Here is a 19848-nt window from a genome sequence, read left to right as displayed (position 1 = left end):
AGCTAATCTTATGTTGAGAAAGTAACAATCTTACCCTTTTTGTTTATTGAATTATAAATCGAGAGGACTATAATGGTCAATGGAGGCATTATCGAACACGGTGTTGATAATTGCTGATTTAGAAATGGGGAGTAGAGATGCAACAACAAAATGATGTGATTAAACCCGATTATACGCTTATCGTCGTATTATTAGCGGGGGCCTTTGTCGCTTTTTTAGCGAATACATTGTTAAATATAGCTTTACCTACAATTATGGAACAGTTTCAAATTTCACCGTCGACCGTTCAATGGGTCACGACAGGATATATGCTAGTAAACGGTGTATTAATACCGATTACGGCTTTTTTAATCCAAAGATTCTCAACGAAAAAATTATTTTTAGCTGCGATGATTCTTTTTACGGCAGGTACACTTGTTGGTGGATTTTCCCCTAGTTTTGCCTTCTTATTAGCTGGGAGAATGATACAAGCATCAGGGGCTGCGATTATGATGCCTCTCCTTATGAATGTTATGTTATCTAGCTTCCCGATTGAAAAAAGAGGACAGGCGATGGGTGTTTTTGGATTAGTGATGATTTTTGCACCAGCAATAGGTCCAACACTTTCTGGTTATTTAATTCAACATTATGATTGGCCGATATTATTTCATATTATTTCTCCTATTGCGTTTTTAGTTTTAATTGTGGCAGCCTTTAAAATCAAAGAGAAAAATGACCAAATGGAAATCAAGATTGATGTCTTTTCTGTGATTTTATCGACGCTAGGCTTTGGTGGAATTCTTTATGGATTTAGTTCAGCGGGAGATAGGGGTTGGTCTGATTTAGTTGTCCTACTCACATTAGGAGTTGGATTTATTGCTTTAATCATTTATATTTTAAGGCAGTTTAAGTTAGAAAAACCAATGCTTGATTTTCGAGTCTATCAATATCCGATGTTTTCACTTTCATCAGCTATTTCCATTACGATGAATTTAGCCCTTTTTTCGGGAATGCTTTTAATGCCGATTTACTTACAGATCATTCGTGGTTTTACGCCATTAGAAGCAGGGTTATTAATGCTGCCAGGAGCCATTGTAATGGGGATTATGTCCCCAATTACAGGAAGACTGTTTGATAAGTTTGGAGCTAAAGTTTTAACGATAACAGGCTTATCGATTACGCTCGTATCGAATTATATTTTTAGTAATTTAACGTTAGAAATTCCTTATTCTACTTTAGTGGTGATATTTACATTACGAATGTTTGGAATGTCGATGGTGATGATGCCGGTTATGACCAACGGCTTAAATCAGCTTCCAAGTAGGTTGAATCCACACGGAACAGCTATGAATAGCACCTTAAATCAGGTTTCGGCAGCGATTGGTTCTGCGTTATTAGTTACGGTCATGCAAACACGCTCAAATTTTTCAGCCGAGCGATTGACGGAAGAACTGACGTCAAACAACACAAGTGCTGAAATGGTTCAACAAATTGCTATTTTATCGCAGCTAGAAGGGATTAATTTTGCCTTTTTTGTTTCGACGATTATCCTTGGGTTCACCTTACTTCTTTCTTTCTTTATAAAAAGAGCACAGCCATCTGAAGAAGATGATCCTGAGAAACAAGTCATCAAAAGTTTATAGGATGATGAGCAAAATGTGAAAGTTCCTCAATTTTTTTGAAATGAGGAGCTTTTTCCAGTTGAATAAAAGGAAATTAACCTAAAATTAAAATCGGAGGTAGATATGTTAAGAAGAATGGATGTTGAGAAGATAGTCGATAGTCTGGCCCTTTCCGAAGAATATAAGGAAATTCAAAGAATACAAACAGAGCATAGATTAAAACTGGCTCAATTCTGGGGAATCGAAAAAGGAAATAAAGTATTAGAAATTGGTTGTGGGCAAGGAGATACAACAGCAGTGTTGTCTTATCTTGTTGGAGAAAGTGGCTATGTTTATGGCATTGATAAAGCATCTGCTGATTATGGTGGACCTTTGACATTAGGTGAAGCGATTGGTATTTTGCAAAAATCGTCATTAGGAAAGCCGATTCAGGTCGAATTTGATTATGATATTTTGGCGAATGATGTTCATTTCCCGGAAAATATGTTTGATTGTATCGTATTCTCGCACTGCTCTTGGTACTTATCTTCACAGCAAGAATTGGTTAACTTATTCAAAAAAGTAGGTAGCTGGGGCAAAAAACTTTGTTTCGCAGAATGGAACCCTGAATTATTAACATTAGAACAATACCCACACTTGTTGGCTGTGCTTATACAGGCACAAACGGAAGTGTTTAAAGAAAAAAGTACCGCAAATGTACGTACTGTATTTACACAAGAAAATATTCAGAATGCAATCATTCAATCAGGTTGGTCATTAGATAAGGAAACAGTTATTTCTTCGCCGTTATTACAGGATGGTGGCTGGGAAGTGTCACAAGTTTTAAATGATGCAGATGAAGGGTTGAATTTAATCAAAGAGATGCCCGATAAAATGAAGCAAGTTTTATTAATGCAAATATCCTTGTTAAAGAAGGTTAAAAAGGAGCAAACGGTTAAACCTTTATCTACTTATGCCTTTACAGCTCGAAGTATTTAATTTGTAATTTGAATGGTTTACTGAATCGTAAGAAGAATATTATCTTTCCCGATTTTATATAGAACATTCTTTTTGAAAAGAGAATTTTTGAAACATCTTTGACCAATTTTTTCATCACATGACTTGTTTTTTTCAAGGGCATACTTTGTGTACAGTCCATTGGAGAGGTAGGTGAGAAAAATGAAAAAAATGGTATTAGGTGTGGTTTCAGCTGCATTAGCTCTTGGTATGCTTACAGGTTGTGGGAATGTCAACGAGCCTAATGATCCAATGTTGGATGAAGAAGTACCAACAGAAGATCCTTATATTGAGGATGGCTTAGATGATAACTTAGGTGAAGAGGAAATAAATGAAGGTGTTGATCCTCAAGGGTTCCGTGGGAACTCGAGAAGAGGTATTGATCGAGAGCGTATGAATGATTATTATCGTAACTAATCATTAGAATAGACCCTTGAGCCACTTTGATGGTTCAAGGGTTATTTGTGATTATAAGGGATTCTTTTAACTAATGAGGGGAAGTTTTATCGAAATGGTATATGGTAAATAGGAGGAGAAAAATAAAGCTATTTTGGGGGAAACGATCTATAATAGGAATATTCATTTAACAGGTCGTACAATTTGTGGATGATTTTGTGGGCGAGATTTTTGAGCCCTTTTTGTTTTGGTCAAAACTAGCTTGAGCTAGTAAGTTTATCACGTAAGGAGGAGTTAGTGAGATGATACAAAATCCAACAGGGAAAAAGCGAATTGCTTTAGCGTTTATTTTAAGTTCTCTTGCAATATTAGGTCCTTTTAATATTGATATGTATTTACCGAGCTTTCCTGAAATAGGAGCAGATTTAGGAGCTAGTGCATCTTTAGTTCAGTTTAGTTTAACAACATTTTTAATTGGGTTAGCAGTTGGACAAGTCATTATTGGTCCGATAAGTGATTCTGTTGGACGCCGAAAACCACTCTTAATTTCATTGACATTGTTTTCTGTTGCATCGTTAGTTTGTGCTCTTGCACCTAATATTACCGTTCTTATTATTGGTCGTTTATTACAAGGATTAACAGCATCAGCTGGGATCGTGCTTTCTCGGGCGGTTGTGAGTGATGTGTTTACGGGGCGTGAATTTACGAAGTTTTTTGCTTTATTAATGGTTATTAATTCAACAGCTCCAATGATTGCCCCGATGACAGGGGGAGCGGTTTTGTTATTACCATTTGCCACTTGGCATACGATCTTTTATTTCCTTAGTGTTTTAGGATTAGTAATTGTTTTTATTGTGGCGACGAAATTAAAAGAATCATTGCCACCTGAAAGAAGGCAACCGAGTTCTATTGGACATTCATTACGAACAATGGGTAGTTTAATGCGAGACCGGTCATTTATTGGTTATGCATTAATAGTAGGAATTATTCATGGTGGAAGCTTTGCCTATGTAGCAGGAACTCCATTTGTGTACCAAGGTATTTATGGTGTTTCTCCTCAAGTGTTTAGCATTTTGTTTGGGATTAATGGATTAGCAATTGTTGCAGGTAGTTTTACAATTGGTCGATTAAGTGAAAAATTTCATGAAAGAAGCTTGTTAAGGGTAGGAGTCTTAATTGCTGTATGTGCGAATTCGCTGCTTTTTCTCACAGCGATTGTTCAAGGTCCATTAGCGATGGTTGTTTTTTCAATTTTTGTTTATATGGGTTCAATTGGAATGATTATTACAAGTGCGACTACATTAGCGATGCGTTCACAAGGTCATAGAGCCGGGAGTGCGAGTGCTGTTGTAGGAATGTTGCCTTTATTTGTTGGTTCGCTGATGGCTCCACTAGTTGGAATTAATGAAAGCTCTGCCGTTCCAATGGGGGCAATTATGTTTACGACATCATTTATCGGCTGCATCATTTTCTTTACATTGACGAAAAAAGAAGTCGTATTAGAAGAAGGTCATTATAAAAAAGCGGTAGCGGAAGGGTAAACATCAGATTTTCTGAATAAATGAGTTGTTAGTATAAGTGTTTGCCACTAGTTCAGTCGAGCTAGTGGCTTTCCTTTTTAGTCGATTTCAATTCTGTTCGGATTGCAGTTTACGATTTACCAACAACGACCTCTAAATCAACGGTAATCGCTGAAGCGGAATATTCCCTTATAAATTGTTCTATTTTATCCTCATTTGCTTGCCATGTTAGTGGTGTCATGTTTACTAAAGAACGGAGCTCATCTTTGTTTAATTTTTTCGTGTAAGTCAATGGGTGACGTTCGACTTGGTGAAAGTTTTCATAAAAAAGAGTTAAAGTATTATCGTTTTGATATTCTTCCTTTTCTTGTTTTTGGAAAAAGAACTGTCTTAGCTCCTTTAAATAGGAAGGGCGAGGAATCACTTTTATAACGATGCCATTCGGTGCGAGCAAACGTCTAAATTCTTTATAATTTGAAGGCGAGAGAATGTTTAACAAAACTTGAAAACTTAAATCAGCAAATGGTGATTTCGCTAAGTCCCCCACAAGCCAGACGTTTCCTTCATAATTTTTGGCGGCTTGTAGAATTCCATCCTTCGCAATATCTAACCCAAAACCTGTGAATTGCTCTAAACGGTCCTGTGCCAAAATTTGTGCAAGGTGAGAACCTTCCCCACAACCAATATCTAAAATGGTTCTACTTTGAACGCTATGCTCAAAAGTCTCATTATGAATAATATCCGTTATTAGCTTTTGCAACGGGCTAAAAAAATCAGTTTTTACAATTAAATGATGTCGATATTCAAATAAAGTCTTATCATAATGGCTATTGGATTGCTGTACTAACAAATTTAAGTAGCCTTGTTTGGTAAAATCAAAGGTATGGTTATTTTGGCATTTAAAACTTTTTAACTCAGTTACAGCAATAGTTTCCTGACAAATTGGGCATTTAAATAAGTGCTCAAACTGTTGAACAAGTTCAGCACTTTTTATTTTTTTGCTTTTTGACACAACGACTGACACCTCTTTTTAAGAAAAACATCTTGCTCGAATTTTACCATAAAGTCATAACGAACATGAAATGAATTATTGTGCTTGAGGAAATGGTTGGGCATGATGGAGGAAAAAGGAGAGGAAGCTCGTTCAGAAGAGGATGGGCGAGGTTAGTGTGAAAAAACCTCGCCCAAAACATTAGAACCATAAAGATGGAAGCCATAATACGAGCTGTGGAAAGTAAGTGATGATGATAAGAACAACAATCGCCACACCTAAAAATGGCCAAATCGCTCTCGTTAGTGTTTCGATTTTTACTTTTCCAATGGAAGAGGCAATAAATAAACCTGTGCCAATCGGAGGCGTAAGCAGTCCGAGTGCTAAGTTGAAGCAGATAATCACTCCAAAGTGAATCGGGTCAATCCCAAACTGAGCGATAATGGGCATAAAGATAGGAACTAAAATGATTAAAGCGGCAATACCGTCTAATACCATTCCAACTAAAAGTAGAAAAAGATTGACGATTAATAAAAATAAAAGTGGGTTTTCAGTAATCGAAACCATCCATTCAGCAAGTGATTGTGGAATACGTTCAAAGGTTATCGACCAGCCGAAAAGATTGGCCATCGCAATTAACATCGTAATCGTTGCCGTCGTAATGGCGGTATTAATCATAATTTGTGGGAAATCTTTTACCTGAAGCTCACGATAAAAGAGAGCACCTACTACTAACGCGACAGCACAAGCAATGGCCGCTGACTCAGTTGCTGTAAAGACACCACTTAAGATCCCGATAATAATAATGGCCGGTACTAAAAGAGCTGGGAGCACCTTTAAGAAGTTGGTCATCATTTCACTAGCACTTGCTCTTTCGGAACTTGTCCATTGCTGTTTGAAACCAATGAAAGCAATACATAATATAAAACCAATTCCGAGTAGAATTCCAGGTAAGACCCCAGCTAAAAACATTTGGCCAATTGAAGCTCCGGAAGTAACGCCATATATAATAAACATCATACTCGGTGGAATAATCGGTCCTAACAAACCAGCTGCAGCCGTTGTCGCTGAGCTAAATGACTTAGAGTAACCTGCTTTTTCCATCGCGGGAACCATAATTCGGCTCATCATGGCAATTTGGGCAGTGGCTGACCCAATTATAGAAGCAAGCATCATGTTCGCTAAAACATTAACATAAGCAAGTCCACCTCGATAATGACCAATAATCGTTTTAGCAAAATCAATTAATCGTTTCGTAATGCCTCCTGAATTCATTAATTCACCAGCCATCATAAAAAGGGGGATGGCTAATAATCCATAACTTTCAAGCCCTGAATACAAGCGTTGGGGAGCGGTATCTAAAAGACCCATATTTCCACTAATGATAATATAAAAGACGGTTGTAATTCCAAGAACAAAGGCAATCGGTACGCGTAATAGCAGAAGGGCAATAAAAATAATAAGAGCAATCAACATAAGTTAAGCTGCCTCCTCTGGTTGAGTTTTTAAATTTAACAAAAATAAATGGATAGAATGAATGGTTATAAACGTAAAGCCAACGGGGACACTTAAATACGGAAAGACCATCGGCATTTGCATCGAATTAGAGTATTGTAAACTTATCGTTGGTGAACCTAACCAACGTACGGATAAAATTAAAATAAACACGGAAAATAATAGGACAGACAAAATACTAATAGAGATTAACCATTGTTTTGTTTTTCCTCTTAAACGATCGACTAAAATGGTAATTGAAGCCGACTCCTGTCTTTTAATCGCCATACTACCACCAATAAACGTTAACCAGACGAGTGAATAAATCGCCATTTCATCTGACCAAACCAAAGGAGCATTTAGAACATAGCGATAAATAACGCCAAGAAAAAGGGCGATCAGCATGACGATACTAAATAGCATAGCTAGACATTTCTCAATACTGTAGACCCAATTGCTAAGTTTTTCGATCGTTTTCATGATGCTCCTCCTTTTTGAGGTAATTCTAAGAAGTCCTCGACAATCGACGATTTTTCCATAAATTCCTCTTCAATATTTTCTTTAATTTGTTGAAAGGATTCTAAATTATCGAAGTATTCAACTTGCACACCAGCCTCAATTAGGGTTTGTAAATTGGCTTCTTCTCTTTTAATCGCTTCTTCATTACCCCAATCGGCAGCAATTTGCATCGCCTCTAAAATGATTTTTTGTTCTTCAGTTGTTAAGTCATCAAAAACATGCTGACTCATCGCGACCAGTGAAGGAAAGGTCATATGGTTGGTTAACGTTAATTTATCAGCATTTTCGTAATACTTTTCTGCGACTAAGGCATCTAAATCAATGTCCAGTCCATCAATAACCCCTGTTTGTAGAGCGGTATAAACTTCCGATAATGGCATCGCGGTTGGTCCGACCCCTGTTTGTTTCCAAAAGCTCTGCATCGCAGGACTTCCGATGATTCTTAGCTTTTGTCCTCTTAAATCTTCAGGAGAAAAGACATGGGTGTCCTGCATTAAAATATGTCGGTTTCCAGCAAAGACAAAGTCTAGACCTAAAAGACCTTGTATTTCTAATTCTGCGAGCATCTGTTGAACAGGCTCTGATTTTCTCACTTCATTTGCTTCGGTTAAGGTTTCAAATTGAAAGGGCATAAACCAAGCATTAAGAGAGTCTTGACGAGTGGCCATATAGGCATTTGTAAAAAAAGCAAAATCCAAAGCCCCTGTCTCCATTAATCTGGCCATGTCTCGCTCTTGCCCTAATTGGGATGCTGGAAAAATATCAACTTGCATTTGGCCTTCAGATAATCGTTCAAGCTCTTCACCGAATTTCAAAGCGGTTTGATTCCATATATGACCACCTTGGACGACATGGCCAATTTTAAATATACGAACGCCTTCTTCTTCATATTTAATGGAAGTTGCTTCAGAAGAGAGGCAGGCACTAAGAAGAAACAAAAGTGCTGATAGGATAAGAAATTTTCTCGAGATTATTGATAACGTTTTCATTACTTCCTCCAATCTGTTTTTAAAGCGTTTTCATTGAATAAGCTATTAAAAGGGCCTTTTCTTGAATGAAGTGAATCTGTTATTAAAATGTTGAGAAATGGTAATAAATTCATTATTTATCTATATAGTGAATTAGTTTCACTATATAGATTTTATGTTTTTATTATATAACAGCAAATGTTTGTGTCAACATAATATTTAGAAAATTATTATTGTTAGCTCTATTTGGAAAGGAGCGTCGTTTGGTCGTTGCAGGTTCTCCCATGTTATTAAAGGTAAGAATGAAATTTTTTTAGTGACCTAAGACAAAAATTGGAGGCTAAAAACAATTAAGATTGCCATCGCAGTCAAAAAACCACTGAAAAGGTTGAAGAGGGCCTTTTCAGTGGTTTTTCTACTTATGTTTGGGCGGTATAACCGAAGCCCTCAGATAGTTCATCTGAAATACTCTTTAACATTTGACTTAATGGATGGTCAATAGTCGTTGGAATTAATTGCATAAAACCAACAATCGTAATCGCTCCAATTAATTCATGATTATAGTTGAACAATGGAGCTGAGATTGAGGAAACATAAGGAACTAGCGGTTCTTTAGCAAAGGAGATATTCGTTTCTTTTATTAAATTTTCCTCTTCTAATAAAGACCGTTTTTCCTCATTGTTCATCGCTTCTAACTCATTTGTTTTCCAGTCTGACTTAAGGCTGCTAGAGTGAAAGACAGAAAAAATCTTACCGCTAGAAGAAAGAATGGGGAGCTTTGTCCCAATGTTTGCTCCAATGTTTATTCCGTTATTTGAATTCGAAATATTGGCAATGACAGGTCCGTCATTTGTCCAGACAGCTAATAATGCAGAACTTGATGACTGGAGGCTCATTTGTTGTAAATAAGGGGTCACTTTGCTGATAATATCTTGATTTCCAATTGCGGCCATTCCGTATTCAATCATTTTGTTCCCGAGTGAATACGTCCCGTGTTTTTTGTCTCTGTTTAATAACCCTAAATGAGTGAGCGTATTTAAGTATTTATATAGATTGCTTTTGGTAATTTGTGTTAGTTCTTGGATTTCAGTGAACTTTAAAGCATCCTTTTTAGCGATTAAGTCTACTATACTCATTCCAACTTGTAATGACTGAATCATAGACGGATTCTTACCATTCTCCATTATATAGACCCCTTACAATTTAAAATTTCTCTTAGTATAGCAGAAAAAATGAGAACGTAAAAATAGAGGATTAGACGTCAGAATATTTTATTATTTAATATTGACAGATAATTAAAGGGGATATATTCTATAAATAGAGAACTTGGTTTACTTTTAAGGGACTTTTATTCAATCACAATTAGGGCAATTGTTAGATAAGTAAAAATTGAAAAGGAATGGTTTGTGTTCTCTTTTTGTAAATGTTCAGTTTTGTTATGTTAGCGTTTACAAAAATAGGGTGAAGGAAAGTTACAGAAAAAATTTTTAGATGAAGAGAAAGGGAGATGACAAATGAAATTAATTACATTTAGTAAAGAAGGAATTAAACAACATCCAGGGGCAGTTGTTGGAAATGAGGTTGTGGACTTACATGTTGCTTACCGGGCTTACGTTGCGTCAGAAGGGAAGGTTCGGGCACAAGAAATTGCGGATGCTTTTGTCCCAGCTGAGATGACCGGTTTTTTACAAGGTGGAAAAGAATCCATGCGGCTTGCAGAACAAGCCATCCAATATGCATTAGAAAATAAAACAGATAATGGCTATCGCTTAGTTTACAACTATGAGGAAGTGAAGGTTGAGGCACCTGTTCCCACACCAGGAAAAATCATATGTGTCGGACATAACTACCGTGATCACATTTTAGAAATGGGTCGTGAACTTCCGAAAGCTCCAGTTGTATTCGCTAAATTTTCAAATACAGTCATCGGACCACAAGATGATATTCCTTTTTATCCAATCTCTGAGATGTTAGATTATGAGGCAGAATTTACATTTGTTGTCGGTAAGCGTGCACGTAATGTAAAAGAAGAAGATGCCCTTGAGTATGTAGCTGGTTATACAATTGCCAACGATGTCACTTATCGTGATATTCAACGACGTACACTTCAATGGTTACAAGGAAAGACTGTTGATGGAAGTGCACCGATGGGACCTTGGCTCGTAACAGCTGACGAGATTAATAATCCATCTGGTTTACAAATGGTCTTAACCGTAAATGGTGAAGAACGGCAAAGGGCTAACACTGATAATCTTGTATTCTCTGTTCAAAAATTAGTTGAATTTTTATCAAACTTAATGACGCTTGAACCTGGAGATATCATTCTAACAGGGACGCCAGGTGGTGTCGGTTTTGCCCGTGAACCTAAAGTATTTTTAAAAGATGGGGATGTCGTAAAAATCGAAATTGATCAAATTGGTGCATTAGAAAATAAAGTTTCACATGTGGAGGAGGAGTAAGAATGGCAAGGGTAAATGAAGACATACAGACGATAAATCATTTAATTGATGAAATAAAAGAAACGGTTAACGGTCTATCTGAAGAGACAATTCGTTGGAATCCAACGGTAGAAGAGTGGTCAATTATGCAAATTCTAACTCATTTAGAAGAAGCTCTTCCTTACTGGTGTGATGAAATTGAGCAACTGTTAGAAGAGCCAGGAAAAGAGTGGGGCAGAGGACTTCAACATGAAGGGCGTCTCGCAGCGGTTGCACCTGATTATGTTGACAGTAAATTGATTGAAGACGTATTTAACGGTTTAGATAAAGTAAAAGTGCGTATTGAAACAACGTTACTAAAATTAAATGAAGAAACATTAGCACAGGAAGCTCCAAGCCGCAATCCTCGTTTTGGTACGAAACCGATATCTTTTATCGTTGATCATCTCTTAATTGAACATACAAGAAAACACCTTGGTCAAGTGAATCGTAATTTGTCAAAGGTAAACGAATCTAATTAATTCGTTTAAATAAAGGCTGCTCCAACACAATGGTTAGATTATGTGAATCTATGTCCAATCATTCTTTCTATATAATAGCCAAACGAAGCTAGAGGAATTTTAAAATTATTTATATTTTTCATTTGATTCCAGTTGTAGGTGTGTGACAACTAGAAACGATTGGTATAAAAGAGTCTTCATAAAAAACGAATGAAAAGAGGGAATAAGGATGGCAGAGAAAAATGATTATTTTAAAAGTAAAATTGTGCAGGATTTTACCCAAGATATTCGTCAATATAATTTAGGACCTCTATGGGAAGCGATTCCCGCCCTTATGCATCATCAACCAGAGCCAAACGCCCAAGCGTATCTTTGGAAATGGGAGCTTCTTGAAAAAAAACTAGGAGAAGCGGCCCAAATTTTCACACCGGATCGCGGGGGGGAGCGAAGGGCAATTTATTTGCAAAACCCTGGTTTAGACTATCGTCAGCCTTGGGGATGGGCATCGACATCACAAACACTGTATGCCGCCGTTCAATTGTTACAACCGGGAGAAATTGCTCCATCGCATCGTCATACCCAAAATGCGATGCGGTTTGTTACCCATGGTGAAGGAGCCTATTCCATTGTTGAAGGAGAGCGTATCTTCATGGAAGAAGGAGATTTTGTCATTACACCTAAAAATCTTTGGCATGGACATGGGCACGAAGGAAAAGAAAACATGATTTGGATGGATATTTTGGATATTCCAACGATCTATATGATGGGGGGGACTTTCTTTGAGCCTTATCCGGATAAAATTGAACCACCAAGTAAACCAGATAATTACTCAGCCCAACGTTATCAAGGGGGGATGGTTCGTCCAATTTCTGATCGTCATCCACAAAAAGCCCCACTTGGTGCCTATAAATGGAATTCGACGGTAGCGGCTATTGATGGATTAGCAAAGTTTGAGCCGGATCCGTACGATGGGTATGCCGTGGAGTATATCAATCCATCCAATGGACAAACAGCCAATCCAAATATGGGAGCTCGGTTACAAATGTTACCAAAGGGCTTCCATTCAAAAGCACATCGCCATACGCATTCGACGATTTATCAAGTCTACCGAGGAAAAGGATATAGTGTCATTAATGGTGAACGTTTTGATTGGTCTCAAGGCGATTACTTTGTGATACCAAATTGGGCCGTTCATGAGCATATAGCCTTAGAAGAGACTTATTTCTTCTCGGCAAATGACTTACCGATTATGGAGAAGTTTGACTTAGAACAAGAGGTCGCATATGAGAGCAACAATGGACATCAAGAAGTGAGAAGCGAATTTAAACCTTTATTAGGGTAATTAATTTCTTCTTTAGGGGGGGAAGAGTATGGTGAATGTAAATAAGGATGTACTTGTGATTGGTGGAGGAATTGGTGGAATAGCAGCAGCCCTAGCATCAGCAGAAGCTGGCCATAAAACGAAAATCTTCGAACAAGCATCGCAGTTTGGTGAAATTGGTGCCGGAATTCAAATGGGACCAAATGCGATGGCAGTCCTTGAGCGTTTTGGCGTAGCGGATGAAATTGCCAAAGTGGCTGTTTTTCCAAAAAGATTAGTATTAAAAGATGTCTACACAGCTAAGGAGTTAGCGAGTCTTGATTTAGGTGATGAATTCAAAGCGAAATATGGTTTTCCATATATCGTTTTACATCGTTCAGATTTACATCATGTTTTATTAGAAAAAGCCAAAAGTAATGATTTAATTGAGCTCGTCAATGATCAAGTAATTGAAAACGTCACACAAGACGAAGCGAGTGTAACGGTGACGAACCGAAATGGAGAATCATTCGTTGGGAAAGCGGTTATTGGGGCAGATGGTTTATGGTCCAAAACACGTAAACACTTTATTCAAGATGAAGCCATTTGTTCAGAATATGTTGCTTATCGTGGGACGGTTCCTATTAAAGAAATAAGTAACGATGCCGCCATGGATGATGTGATTATGTGGATCGGCCCAAACCTTCATGTTGTTCAATATCCTGTACGTAAAGGAGAATTATATAATCAGGTTGTTGTATTTAAAAGTCCTCATTACAACCCAAATTCTGATGATTGGGGAACACCTGACGAAATGGATCAAGTATTTGCAGGCTGTCACACACTAGTAGAAAATGCATTATCGTTTATTCAACGTCAAATTCGGTGGCCGATGTATGATAGACTCCCACTGGAAAATTGGACCGATCGCAAGTTCACGTTATTGGGAGATGCAGCTCATCCGATGCTTCAATATTTAGCACAAGGTGGATGTCAGGCACTTGAAGATGCTGCGTGTTTAGCGAATATGTTGCATGAGTATGATGAGAACTTTGAACAAGCCTTTTTAGCTTACCAAAAAGAAAGAATTCCGCGTACCTCAAAAGTTCAATCAAGTGCTCGTATGTGGGGGGAAATCATTCATGCTGTTGACCCGGCTGCGATTCTTTTAAGAAATGCCCTTTTAGAAACAAAAGAAGGGAAAGATTTTGAAATGGTCGATTGGTTGTACGATTATAAAAAAACAGCAGCTCCTGTTAAATAGTATAAAAATATAATCTGATTGAGTGGGGAGAGTAGCCTAAAAGAGGTTACTTTCCCTATTTTTAATCATACTTGTTGATTTAAAGCCGTCGTTCATGTGAAATTATGAATCTGTGAATAATATTACAAACTTTCCCCTAATTCATGTTAAAATAGTAGCATTACTATATTTACAGGGGGATCGAAATGGGAAAACGAATTTTACTTTTCTTATTAACAAATATTTTGGTCATGACGACAATTATGGTCGTCTGGTCAGCAATTATTTACTTTACAGGTTGGGATTTATCGTTCCAAAGTGATGGAAGTATTAACTTTGCAGCGATTATGCTCTTTAGTATTATTGTTGGTTTTGCAGGTTCCTTTATTTCATTAGGGATGTCTCGCTGGGTTGCGAAAATGATGATGAAGGTCAAAGTGTTGGATCCAAACGGAAGCTTATCACCAACAGAACGCTCTGTTGTTGAAAAAGTACACCGCTTATCACGCGCGGCTGGATTAACTCATATGCCTGAAGTCGGAATTTATCAATCTCCAGAAGTGAACGCATTTGCGACTGGTCCATCTAAAAAACGCTCACTAGTAGCTGTTTCAACAGGTTTATTACAAGCGATGGACGAGGATGCAGTTGAAGGCGTTATCGCTCATGAAGTTGCCCACGTTGCGAACGGTGATATGGTGACAATGACTCTTTTACAAGGAATCGTCAATACATTTGTTGTCTTCTTATCTCGAATTGTCGCGATTATCGCATCCCGAATTGTTCCTGAGCAATATTCTTTTATTGTTCATTTCGCTTCGATTATTATTTTCCAAATCCTGTTCTCTATTCTTGGAAGCATTGTTGTTAATGCGTATTCTCGTCACCGTGAATTCCACGCCGACCGTGGGGGTGGCGACTTAGCAGGGAATGATAAGATGGCTCACGCTCTTCGTTCATTAAAGGCTCACGTAAACCGTGCGAAGGTTCAAAATGATCGTACAGATGATTCTGCTGTTGCGACAATGAAGATTAGTGGTAAAGGTGGAATGAGTAAATTATTCTCCACTCACCCTGATTTAGATGAGCGTATCGCTCGTTTAGAAGCACGTTAAGATTGATAAATGTTTAATAACTACCTCCATTAGTAGGGGTAGTTATTTTTTGTTTTCCTGATGGAAATATTAATTAAACGAGGGAACGTTGTTATGGCAAATGCTGTGACAGCTTTTTTGAGTTGAGAGGTAGTTTTGTGGCTTTGAGCGTTATAGGACTGAGGGGACGCTATTGTTCAGGAAGAACATCCCGCTCGTTAATGCTATTCAAGCCGGCTATATCCATATTAATTAAACGTTTATTTAATTTGAAAATAGAGTAGTATAGTTAATTTTTAGGGGATGTGATGGTTGGAAAAAATAAAGTTTTTATGAAAAAAATAGAGTTTAATACATAAGGTGGTTGACTCTTAAATCATACTCAAATATGTTTAAAAGCAATTAAGAGCAAATGTTCACAATTTTGATTTTATTAATTTGAAAGCGTTTTAATTGAACTGTGAACTTTGACTAGTAATTAAATTGAGTTTGCTGGAGGTGTAATTTTTTAAAAAGGTGAAGTTCATTTATTTGGTTTTTAGAAGGAAATAGAATGGAGGTAGTTTTGTGAAAAAAACGATTTTTTTAATGTTAGTGTTGATAACATTTTTGTGTGTTGGTTTTAATTCAGGTAAAGGTTTTGCAGAGCAACCAGAATCGTCTTATTGGTATCCTGAGACATTGCTAAATTGGAGTCCAGAAAATGACCCTAATGCAAAATTTAATCGAAGTACGGTTCCTCTTGCTAAGCGAGAAACATTATTTAAAATGAATGATTCACAGCAAAGCGATGCTAAATTAGTTGCTTTATCTGCTTTAAATCCAAATACGAGTGGTGTTCCTTCACAAGGGGGGAAAGAGTTTTTTGCGAACACATTTAGTTACTGGCAGTATGTTGACTTAATGGTGTACTGGGCAGGGTCTGCTGGTGAGGGAGTCATTACTCCTCCAAGTGCAGATGTGATAGATGCTTCCCATAAAAATGGCGTTCCGATTTTAGGAAATGTGTTCTTTCCTCCAAAAGTGTATGGAGGAAAAGATCAGTGGGTGGAGGAAATGCTTTCTCAAAGAGAAGATGGAAGCTTTCCAGCGGCAGATAAGTTATTAGAAGTAGCGGAGTATTACCAATTTGATGGATGGTTTATTAATCAAGAAACAGAAGACGGAACGCCGGAAACGGCCCGGAAAATGCAAGATTTCCTCATCTATTTACAAGAGAATAAACCTGAAGAGATGCATATTATGTGGTATGACTCGATGATTGATGATGGCCAAATTCGTTGGCAAAATTATTTGACGGATAGGAATAAAATGTTCTTACAGGATGGGGATACTCGCGTAGCTGACAGCATGTTTTTAAATTTTTGGTGGACAAATAATAGTCAGAAACGCTCCTATGATAAGGCTTTAGAAATTGGACGAGAACCGTATGATTTATATGCTGGAATTGATGTTGAAGCAGATGGAACCAATACATTTGTGGAGTGGGGGAACTTATTTCCAGATGGTGAGTCCCCGTATGCTTCATTAGGGATTTATCGACCAGATTGGGCCTTTAAATCAACAGAAAATATGCAGGATTTTTATAAGAGAGAACAAGAGTTTTGGGTAGGACAAGCAAATGATCCAACAAAGACTGATGAGAATCCAGATCATTGGAAAGGGATGGCCCATTATTTTACTGAATCAACGGTCATAAACGAACTTCCTTTTATCACTCATTTTAATACTGGAAGTGGGGAATTCTTTTCCATCAACGGAGAGGTACAGTCTACCCAATCTTGGAATAATCGTAGTTTACAGGATATTTTGCCTACTTGGCGTTGGATTAGAGAGAGTAAAGGAGAACCACTTGAGGTAGATTTTGATTGGGAAGAATCCTATTATGGAGGAAGTTCTTTAAAGGTTTTTGGAGAGCTTTCTAAAAAGAATGCAACCCATATCCAATTATACAAAACGAACTTATTAGTAGAAAAAGATACGGAAATTGCGGTTACTTATAAAACATTAGCGCAAGATCCTAATTTTAAAGTGGGGATTAGTTTTACTGACGCTCCAGATCAGTTTGAATTTTTTGATGTAAAGAAGAAAAGTAAAGGAAAATGGACGACTGATCATGTGAAGTTGAAGCCATTTAAAGGCAAAAATATCGCTACGATCTCTTTATTTTTTGAGAGTAAAAAGGAACTAAAAGATTATCAGCTAAATATTGGTGAGTTGAAAGTGATGAATAAGAATGAAGGAGGAAATAAACCTGCTAGACCAAGTCAGTTAAAAATTAGTGACGTTACATTTAATGATGGTTTATATGCAAATATTGCTTTGCAATGGCAGTTGAGAGAACGAGATGTTCATCATTACGAAATCTACCGTCACTATGAAACAGGAGAAAAGGAATTTATAGGAGCTATACCGAACTCCGTTTTCTTTATTCCAGATTTGAAGCGAGAAGGGAAGGAAAACCAAACGACACTTGAAGTTGTAACAGTCAATAAGCACTTTGTTCGGAGTGAACGTGGACAAAGAGTTGTCTTGGATTGGCCTGATTATCCTGCCCCAAAGGCTAATTTTTCGGTGAGTAAATCAGTTGCTGCACCAGGAGAAGAAATTCAATTCTTTAATATGTCCTCTGAAGTGACGGAATCAGTTGAGTGGGTTTTTGAAGGAGGATCTCCTTCAGCTAGTACAGAAATGAGCCCGATTGTCACTTATGAGGATGAAGGAACGTTTCCAGTAAAATTGATTGCTAGAAACAGTGAAGGTGAAGATATTCTACTAAAAGAAGATTATATGACGATTTCTGAAGAGGCAAAAAATCTAACCAACCTTGCATTAAATCAAACGGCTACAGCGAGTGGAGAGTGTGCTCCAAGTGAGGGGCCTAGTAACGCTGTGGATGGTAAGGTAACGGATAATAGTAAGTGGTGTGCGATAGGATTAAACCATTGGCTAACGATAGATTTAGGAGAAACTCATCGTTTGGCAGAGTTTATTATTAAGCATGCCGAAGCTGGTGGGGAACCTTCTGCTTTTAATACTCGATCTTATTCAATAGAAGTAAGTGATGATGCAGAAAGTTGGAGGGAAATAGTGGTGATGACAAATAATACTAAAGCGATTAGTGAGCATCGAATCCCTCTTACAGAAGCAAGATATGTTCGATTATCGATTCAACAGCCAACTCAAGGTGGGGATCAAGCTACAAGGATTTATGAGTTTGAAGTTCATGGTTTTTAGAGACGTTTATAAATGGGTGTAGTGAATTTTTTAATGTCAATTTTAAAGTTTTCATGTGTTTATTAAAGGACTTGGATGAAACGTATTCCAAGTCTTTTTTTTCTTTATATGATAGTTGATAAGAGTAATGTAAGCGATTTCTAATTATGGGAGGGGCGAAGTGAATGAAGAAACTTCCAAGTGGATTTCTGTGGGGGGCTGCGTCATCTGCACCTCAGTTTGAAGGAGCAGGAAATGAAGGAGGAAAAGGCAATAACGTTTGGGATTACTGGTTTCAAGAAGAACCAAAAAAGTTTTATCAACAACTAGGGCCAAAAGAGACGTCCAGTTTTTATCATCAATATAAAGAAGATATTTTATTGATGAAGGAAATTGGTTTTAATTCATTTAGAACATCGATTTCATGGTCGAGACTAATCCCAAAGCGAGGGAAGGTAAATCAAGAGGCTATTATTTTCTATCGAGAAGTTTTAAAAAGGCTAATAGAAAATGGGATAGAGCCCATTATTAATTTGTATCACTTTGATATGCCTTATCGACTTCATATAAAAGGTGGCTGGGAGAACCAAGAAGTTGTGGAAGAGTTTATAGAGTATGCGACTGTCGCATTTGAGAATTTTGGCGACTTAGTAAAAAAGTGGGTAACTTTTAACGAGCCGATAGTACCCATTGAAATGGGTTACTTAAATAATATGCATTTACCAGCCATATTTGATTTTACCCGTGCATTTCAAACGGGTTTTCATACACAACTTGCTCATGCTGGAGCTGTTAAGACTTTTAAAGAAGGAAACTTTCAAGGCGAAATAGGCATTATTTTGAATTTAACACCTAGTTACCCTCGTAGTCAGTCTAAAGAGGATCAAGAGGCAGCCTTTTGGGCCGATATTATTTTTAATCGTAGCTTTTTAGATCCGAGTGTACATGGTACATACCCTCCTGAACTTTTACTCTTGATGGAAAATGAGGGAATTAACATTGTTTATACAGAGGAGCAGTTAGAGTTAATAAAAGGACAGCGAGTGGATTTTCTTGGTGTAAATTATTATCAGCCTAGAAGAGTGCAATCAGGAGATGTTCATTCAACATCTGTAAATTTATTTAACAAATACTTTCAACCATACCACTGGGAAGAAGCAAAAATGAATCCACATCGTGGTTGGGAGATTTATGAAAAAGGTTTATATGATATTGCGATAAACATAAGAGATTATTATTTCAACATTCCTTGGTTTGTTGCAGAAAATGGGATAGGGGTGGAGGGTGAAGAAGCTTTTATGAGTGAAGAAAGTGTCGTACAAGATGATTATCGAATTGAATTTATGACCAATCATCTTAATTGGCTTCAACAAGCGATAGAAGAAGGAGCAAATTGTTACGGATATCATGTATGGACCTTCATTGATAATTGGTCTTGGCTCAATGAATATAAAAATAGATATGGTTTAGTGAGGTTAGATTTAGAAACAAAGAAACGTCATAAAAAGAAAAGTGCCTATTGGTTTAAAGCTTTAGCACAATCCAATCAACTACCGGAAACATGGTGATATG

General features: G+C 37.3%; 16 protein-coding genes. 11 read left to right on the top strand and 5 right to left on the bottom strand.

Annotated elements, in window-relative coordinates; genetic code table 11:
• Positions 1-137: 137 nt before the first annotated feature.
• The 4 genes from AA0017_RS17620 (at position 138) to AA0017_RS17605 (ending at position 4534) form a co-directional block, all read left to right on the top strand.
• Positions 138-1622, top strand: coding sequence for a DHA2 family efflux MFS transporter permease subunit (locus AA0017_RS17620; RefSeq protein WP_413376583.1), 1485 nt, complete (start codon positions 138-140; stop codon positions 1620-1622).
• Between the two features lie 102 nt (positions 1623-1724).
• On the top strand, positions 1725-2579 hold the full coding sequence (locus AA0017_RS17615; protein ID WP_413376581.1) for a class I SAM-dependent methyltransferase: 855 nt from the start codon (positions 1725-1727) through the stop codon (positions 2577-2579).
• Positions 2580-2759: 180 nt separating this feature from the next.
• Entirely contained in the window at positions 2760-3014 is a 255-nt protein-coding gene (locus AA0017_RS17610; RefSeq protein WP_413376579.1) for a hypothetical protein, read from the top strand.
• 281 nt (positions 3015-3295) lie between these two features.
• Positions 3296-4534, top strand: coding sequence for a Bcr/CflA family efflux MFS transporter (locus AA0017_RS17605; protein WP_413376577.1), 1239 nt, complete (start codon positions 3296-3298; stop codon positions 4532-4534).
• Positions 4535-4643: 109 nt separating this feature from the next.
• On the opposite strand, the gene AA0017_RS17600 is transcribed toward AA0017_RS17605, so the two are convergent.
• The 5 genes from AA0017_RS17600 to AA0017_RS17580 form a co-directional block, all read right to left on the bottom strand.
• Positions 4644-5525 (bottom strand): putative RNA methyltransferase, encoded by an 882-nt coding sequence (locus AA0017_RS17600; protein WP_413376575.1) that lies wholly within the window; start codon positions 5523-5525, stop codon positions 4644-4646.
• 180 nt (positions 5526-5705) lie between these two features.
• Positions 5706-6980 carry a TRAP transporter large permease gene (locus tag AA0017_RS17595; protein ID WP_413376573.1) on the bottom strand — a complete coding sequence of 425 codons (1275 nt, stop codon included), beginning with the start codon at positions 6978-6980 and terminating at the stop codon, positions 5706-5708.
• A gap of 3 nt (positions 6981-6983) precedes the next feature.
• Complete coding sequence (locus tag AA0017_RS17590; protein ID WP_413376571.1) at positions 6984-7478, bottom strand: TRAP transporter small permease; 495 nt, start codon at positions 7476-7478, stop codon at positions 6984-6986.
• Complete coding sequence (locus AA0017_RS17585; RefSeq protein WP_413376569.1) at positions 7475-8506, bottom strand: TRAP transporter substrate-binding protein; 1032 nt, start codon at positions 8504-8506, stop codon at positions 7475-7477. Before AA0017_RS17585 ends, AA0017_RS17590 begins: the two co-directional genes overlap by 4 nt.
• 398 nt (positions 8507-8904) lie before the next feature.
• Positions 8905-9669, bottom strand: a complete 765-nt coding sequence (locus tag AA0017_RS17580) for an IclR family transcriptional regulator (RefSeq protein WP_413376567.1) — start codon at positions 9667-9669, stop codon at positions 8905-8907.
• Positions 9670-9999: 330 nt separating this feature from the next.
• On the opposite strand from AA0017_RS17580, the gene AA0017_RS17575 reads away from it, so the two are divergent.
• From AA0017_RS17575 to AA0017_RS17545, 7 genes are all read left to right on the top strand, one after another.
• Positions 10000-10944 (top strand): fumarylacetoacetate hydrolase family protein, encoded by a 945-nt coding sequence (locus AA0017_RS17575; RefSeq protein ID WP_413376565.1) that lies wholly within the window; start codon positions 10000-10002, stop codon positions 10942-10944.
• Between the two features lie 2 nt (positions 10945-10946).
• Entirely contained in the window at positions 10947-11444 is a 498-nt protein-coding gene (locus AA0017_RS17570) for a DinB family protein (protein ID WP_413376563.1), read from the top strand.
• Between the two features lie 208 nt (positions 11445-11652).
• Entirely contained in the window at positions 11653-12765 is a 1113-nt protein-coding gene (locus AA0017_RS17565) for a cupin domain-containing protein (RefSeq protein WP_413376561.1), read from the top strand.
• Positions 12766-12793: 28 nt separating this feature from the next.
• A complete protein-coding gene (locus tag AA0017_RS17560; protein ID WP_413376559.1) occupies positions 12794-13987 on the top strand; it encodes an FAD-dependent monooxygenase in 1194 nt (397 codons plus the stop codon).
• 185 nt (positions 13988-14172) lie between these two features.
• Positions 14173-15081: a protease HtpX gene (gene htpX, locus AA0017_RS17555; protein WP_413376557.1), complete on the top strand. Its 909-nt coding sequence runs from the start codon at positions 14173-14175 to the stop codon at positions 15079-15081.
• Positions 15082-15627: 546 nt separating this feature from the next.
• Positions 15628-18297 (top strand): endo-beta-N-acetylglucosaminidase, encoded by a 2670-nt coding sequence (locus AA0017_RS17550; RefSeq protein WP_413376555.1) that lies wholly within the window; start codon positions 15628-15630, stop codon positions 18295-18297.
• 164 nt (positions 18298-18461) lie between these two features.
• Positions 18462-19844, top strand: coding sequence for a glycoside hydrolase family 1 protein (locus AA0017_RS17545; protein WP_413376553.1), 1383 nt, complete (start codon positions 18462-18464; stop codon positions 19842-19844).
• Positions 19845-19848 lie beyond the last annotated feature (4 nt).

Source organism: Alkalihalobacillus phoenicis, assembly GCF_047302405.1.
Classification (GTDB): Bacteria; Bacillota; Bacilli; order Bacillales; family Bacillaceae_D; genus Alkalihalobacillus.
This window is presented reverse-complemented; position numbering and strand designations above follow the sequence as displayed.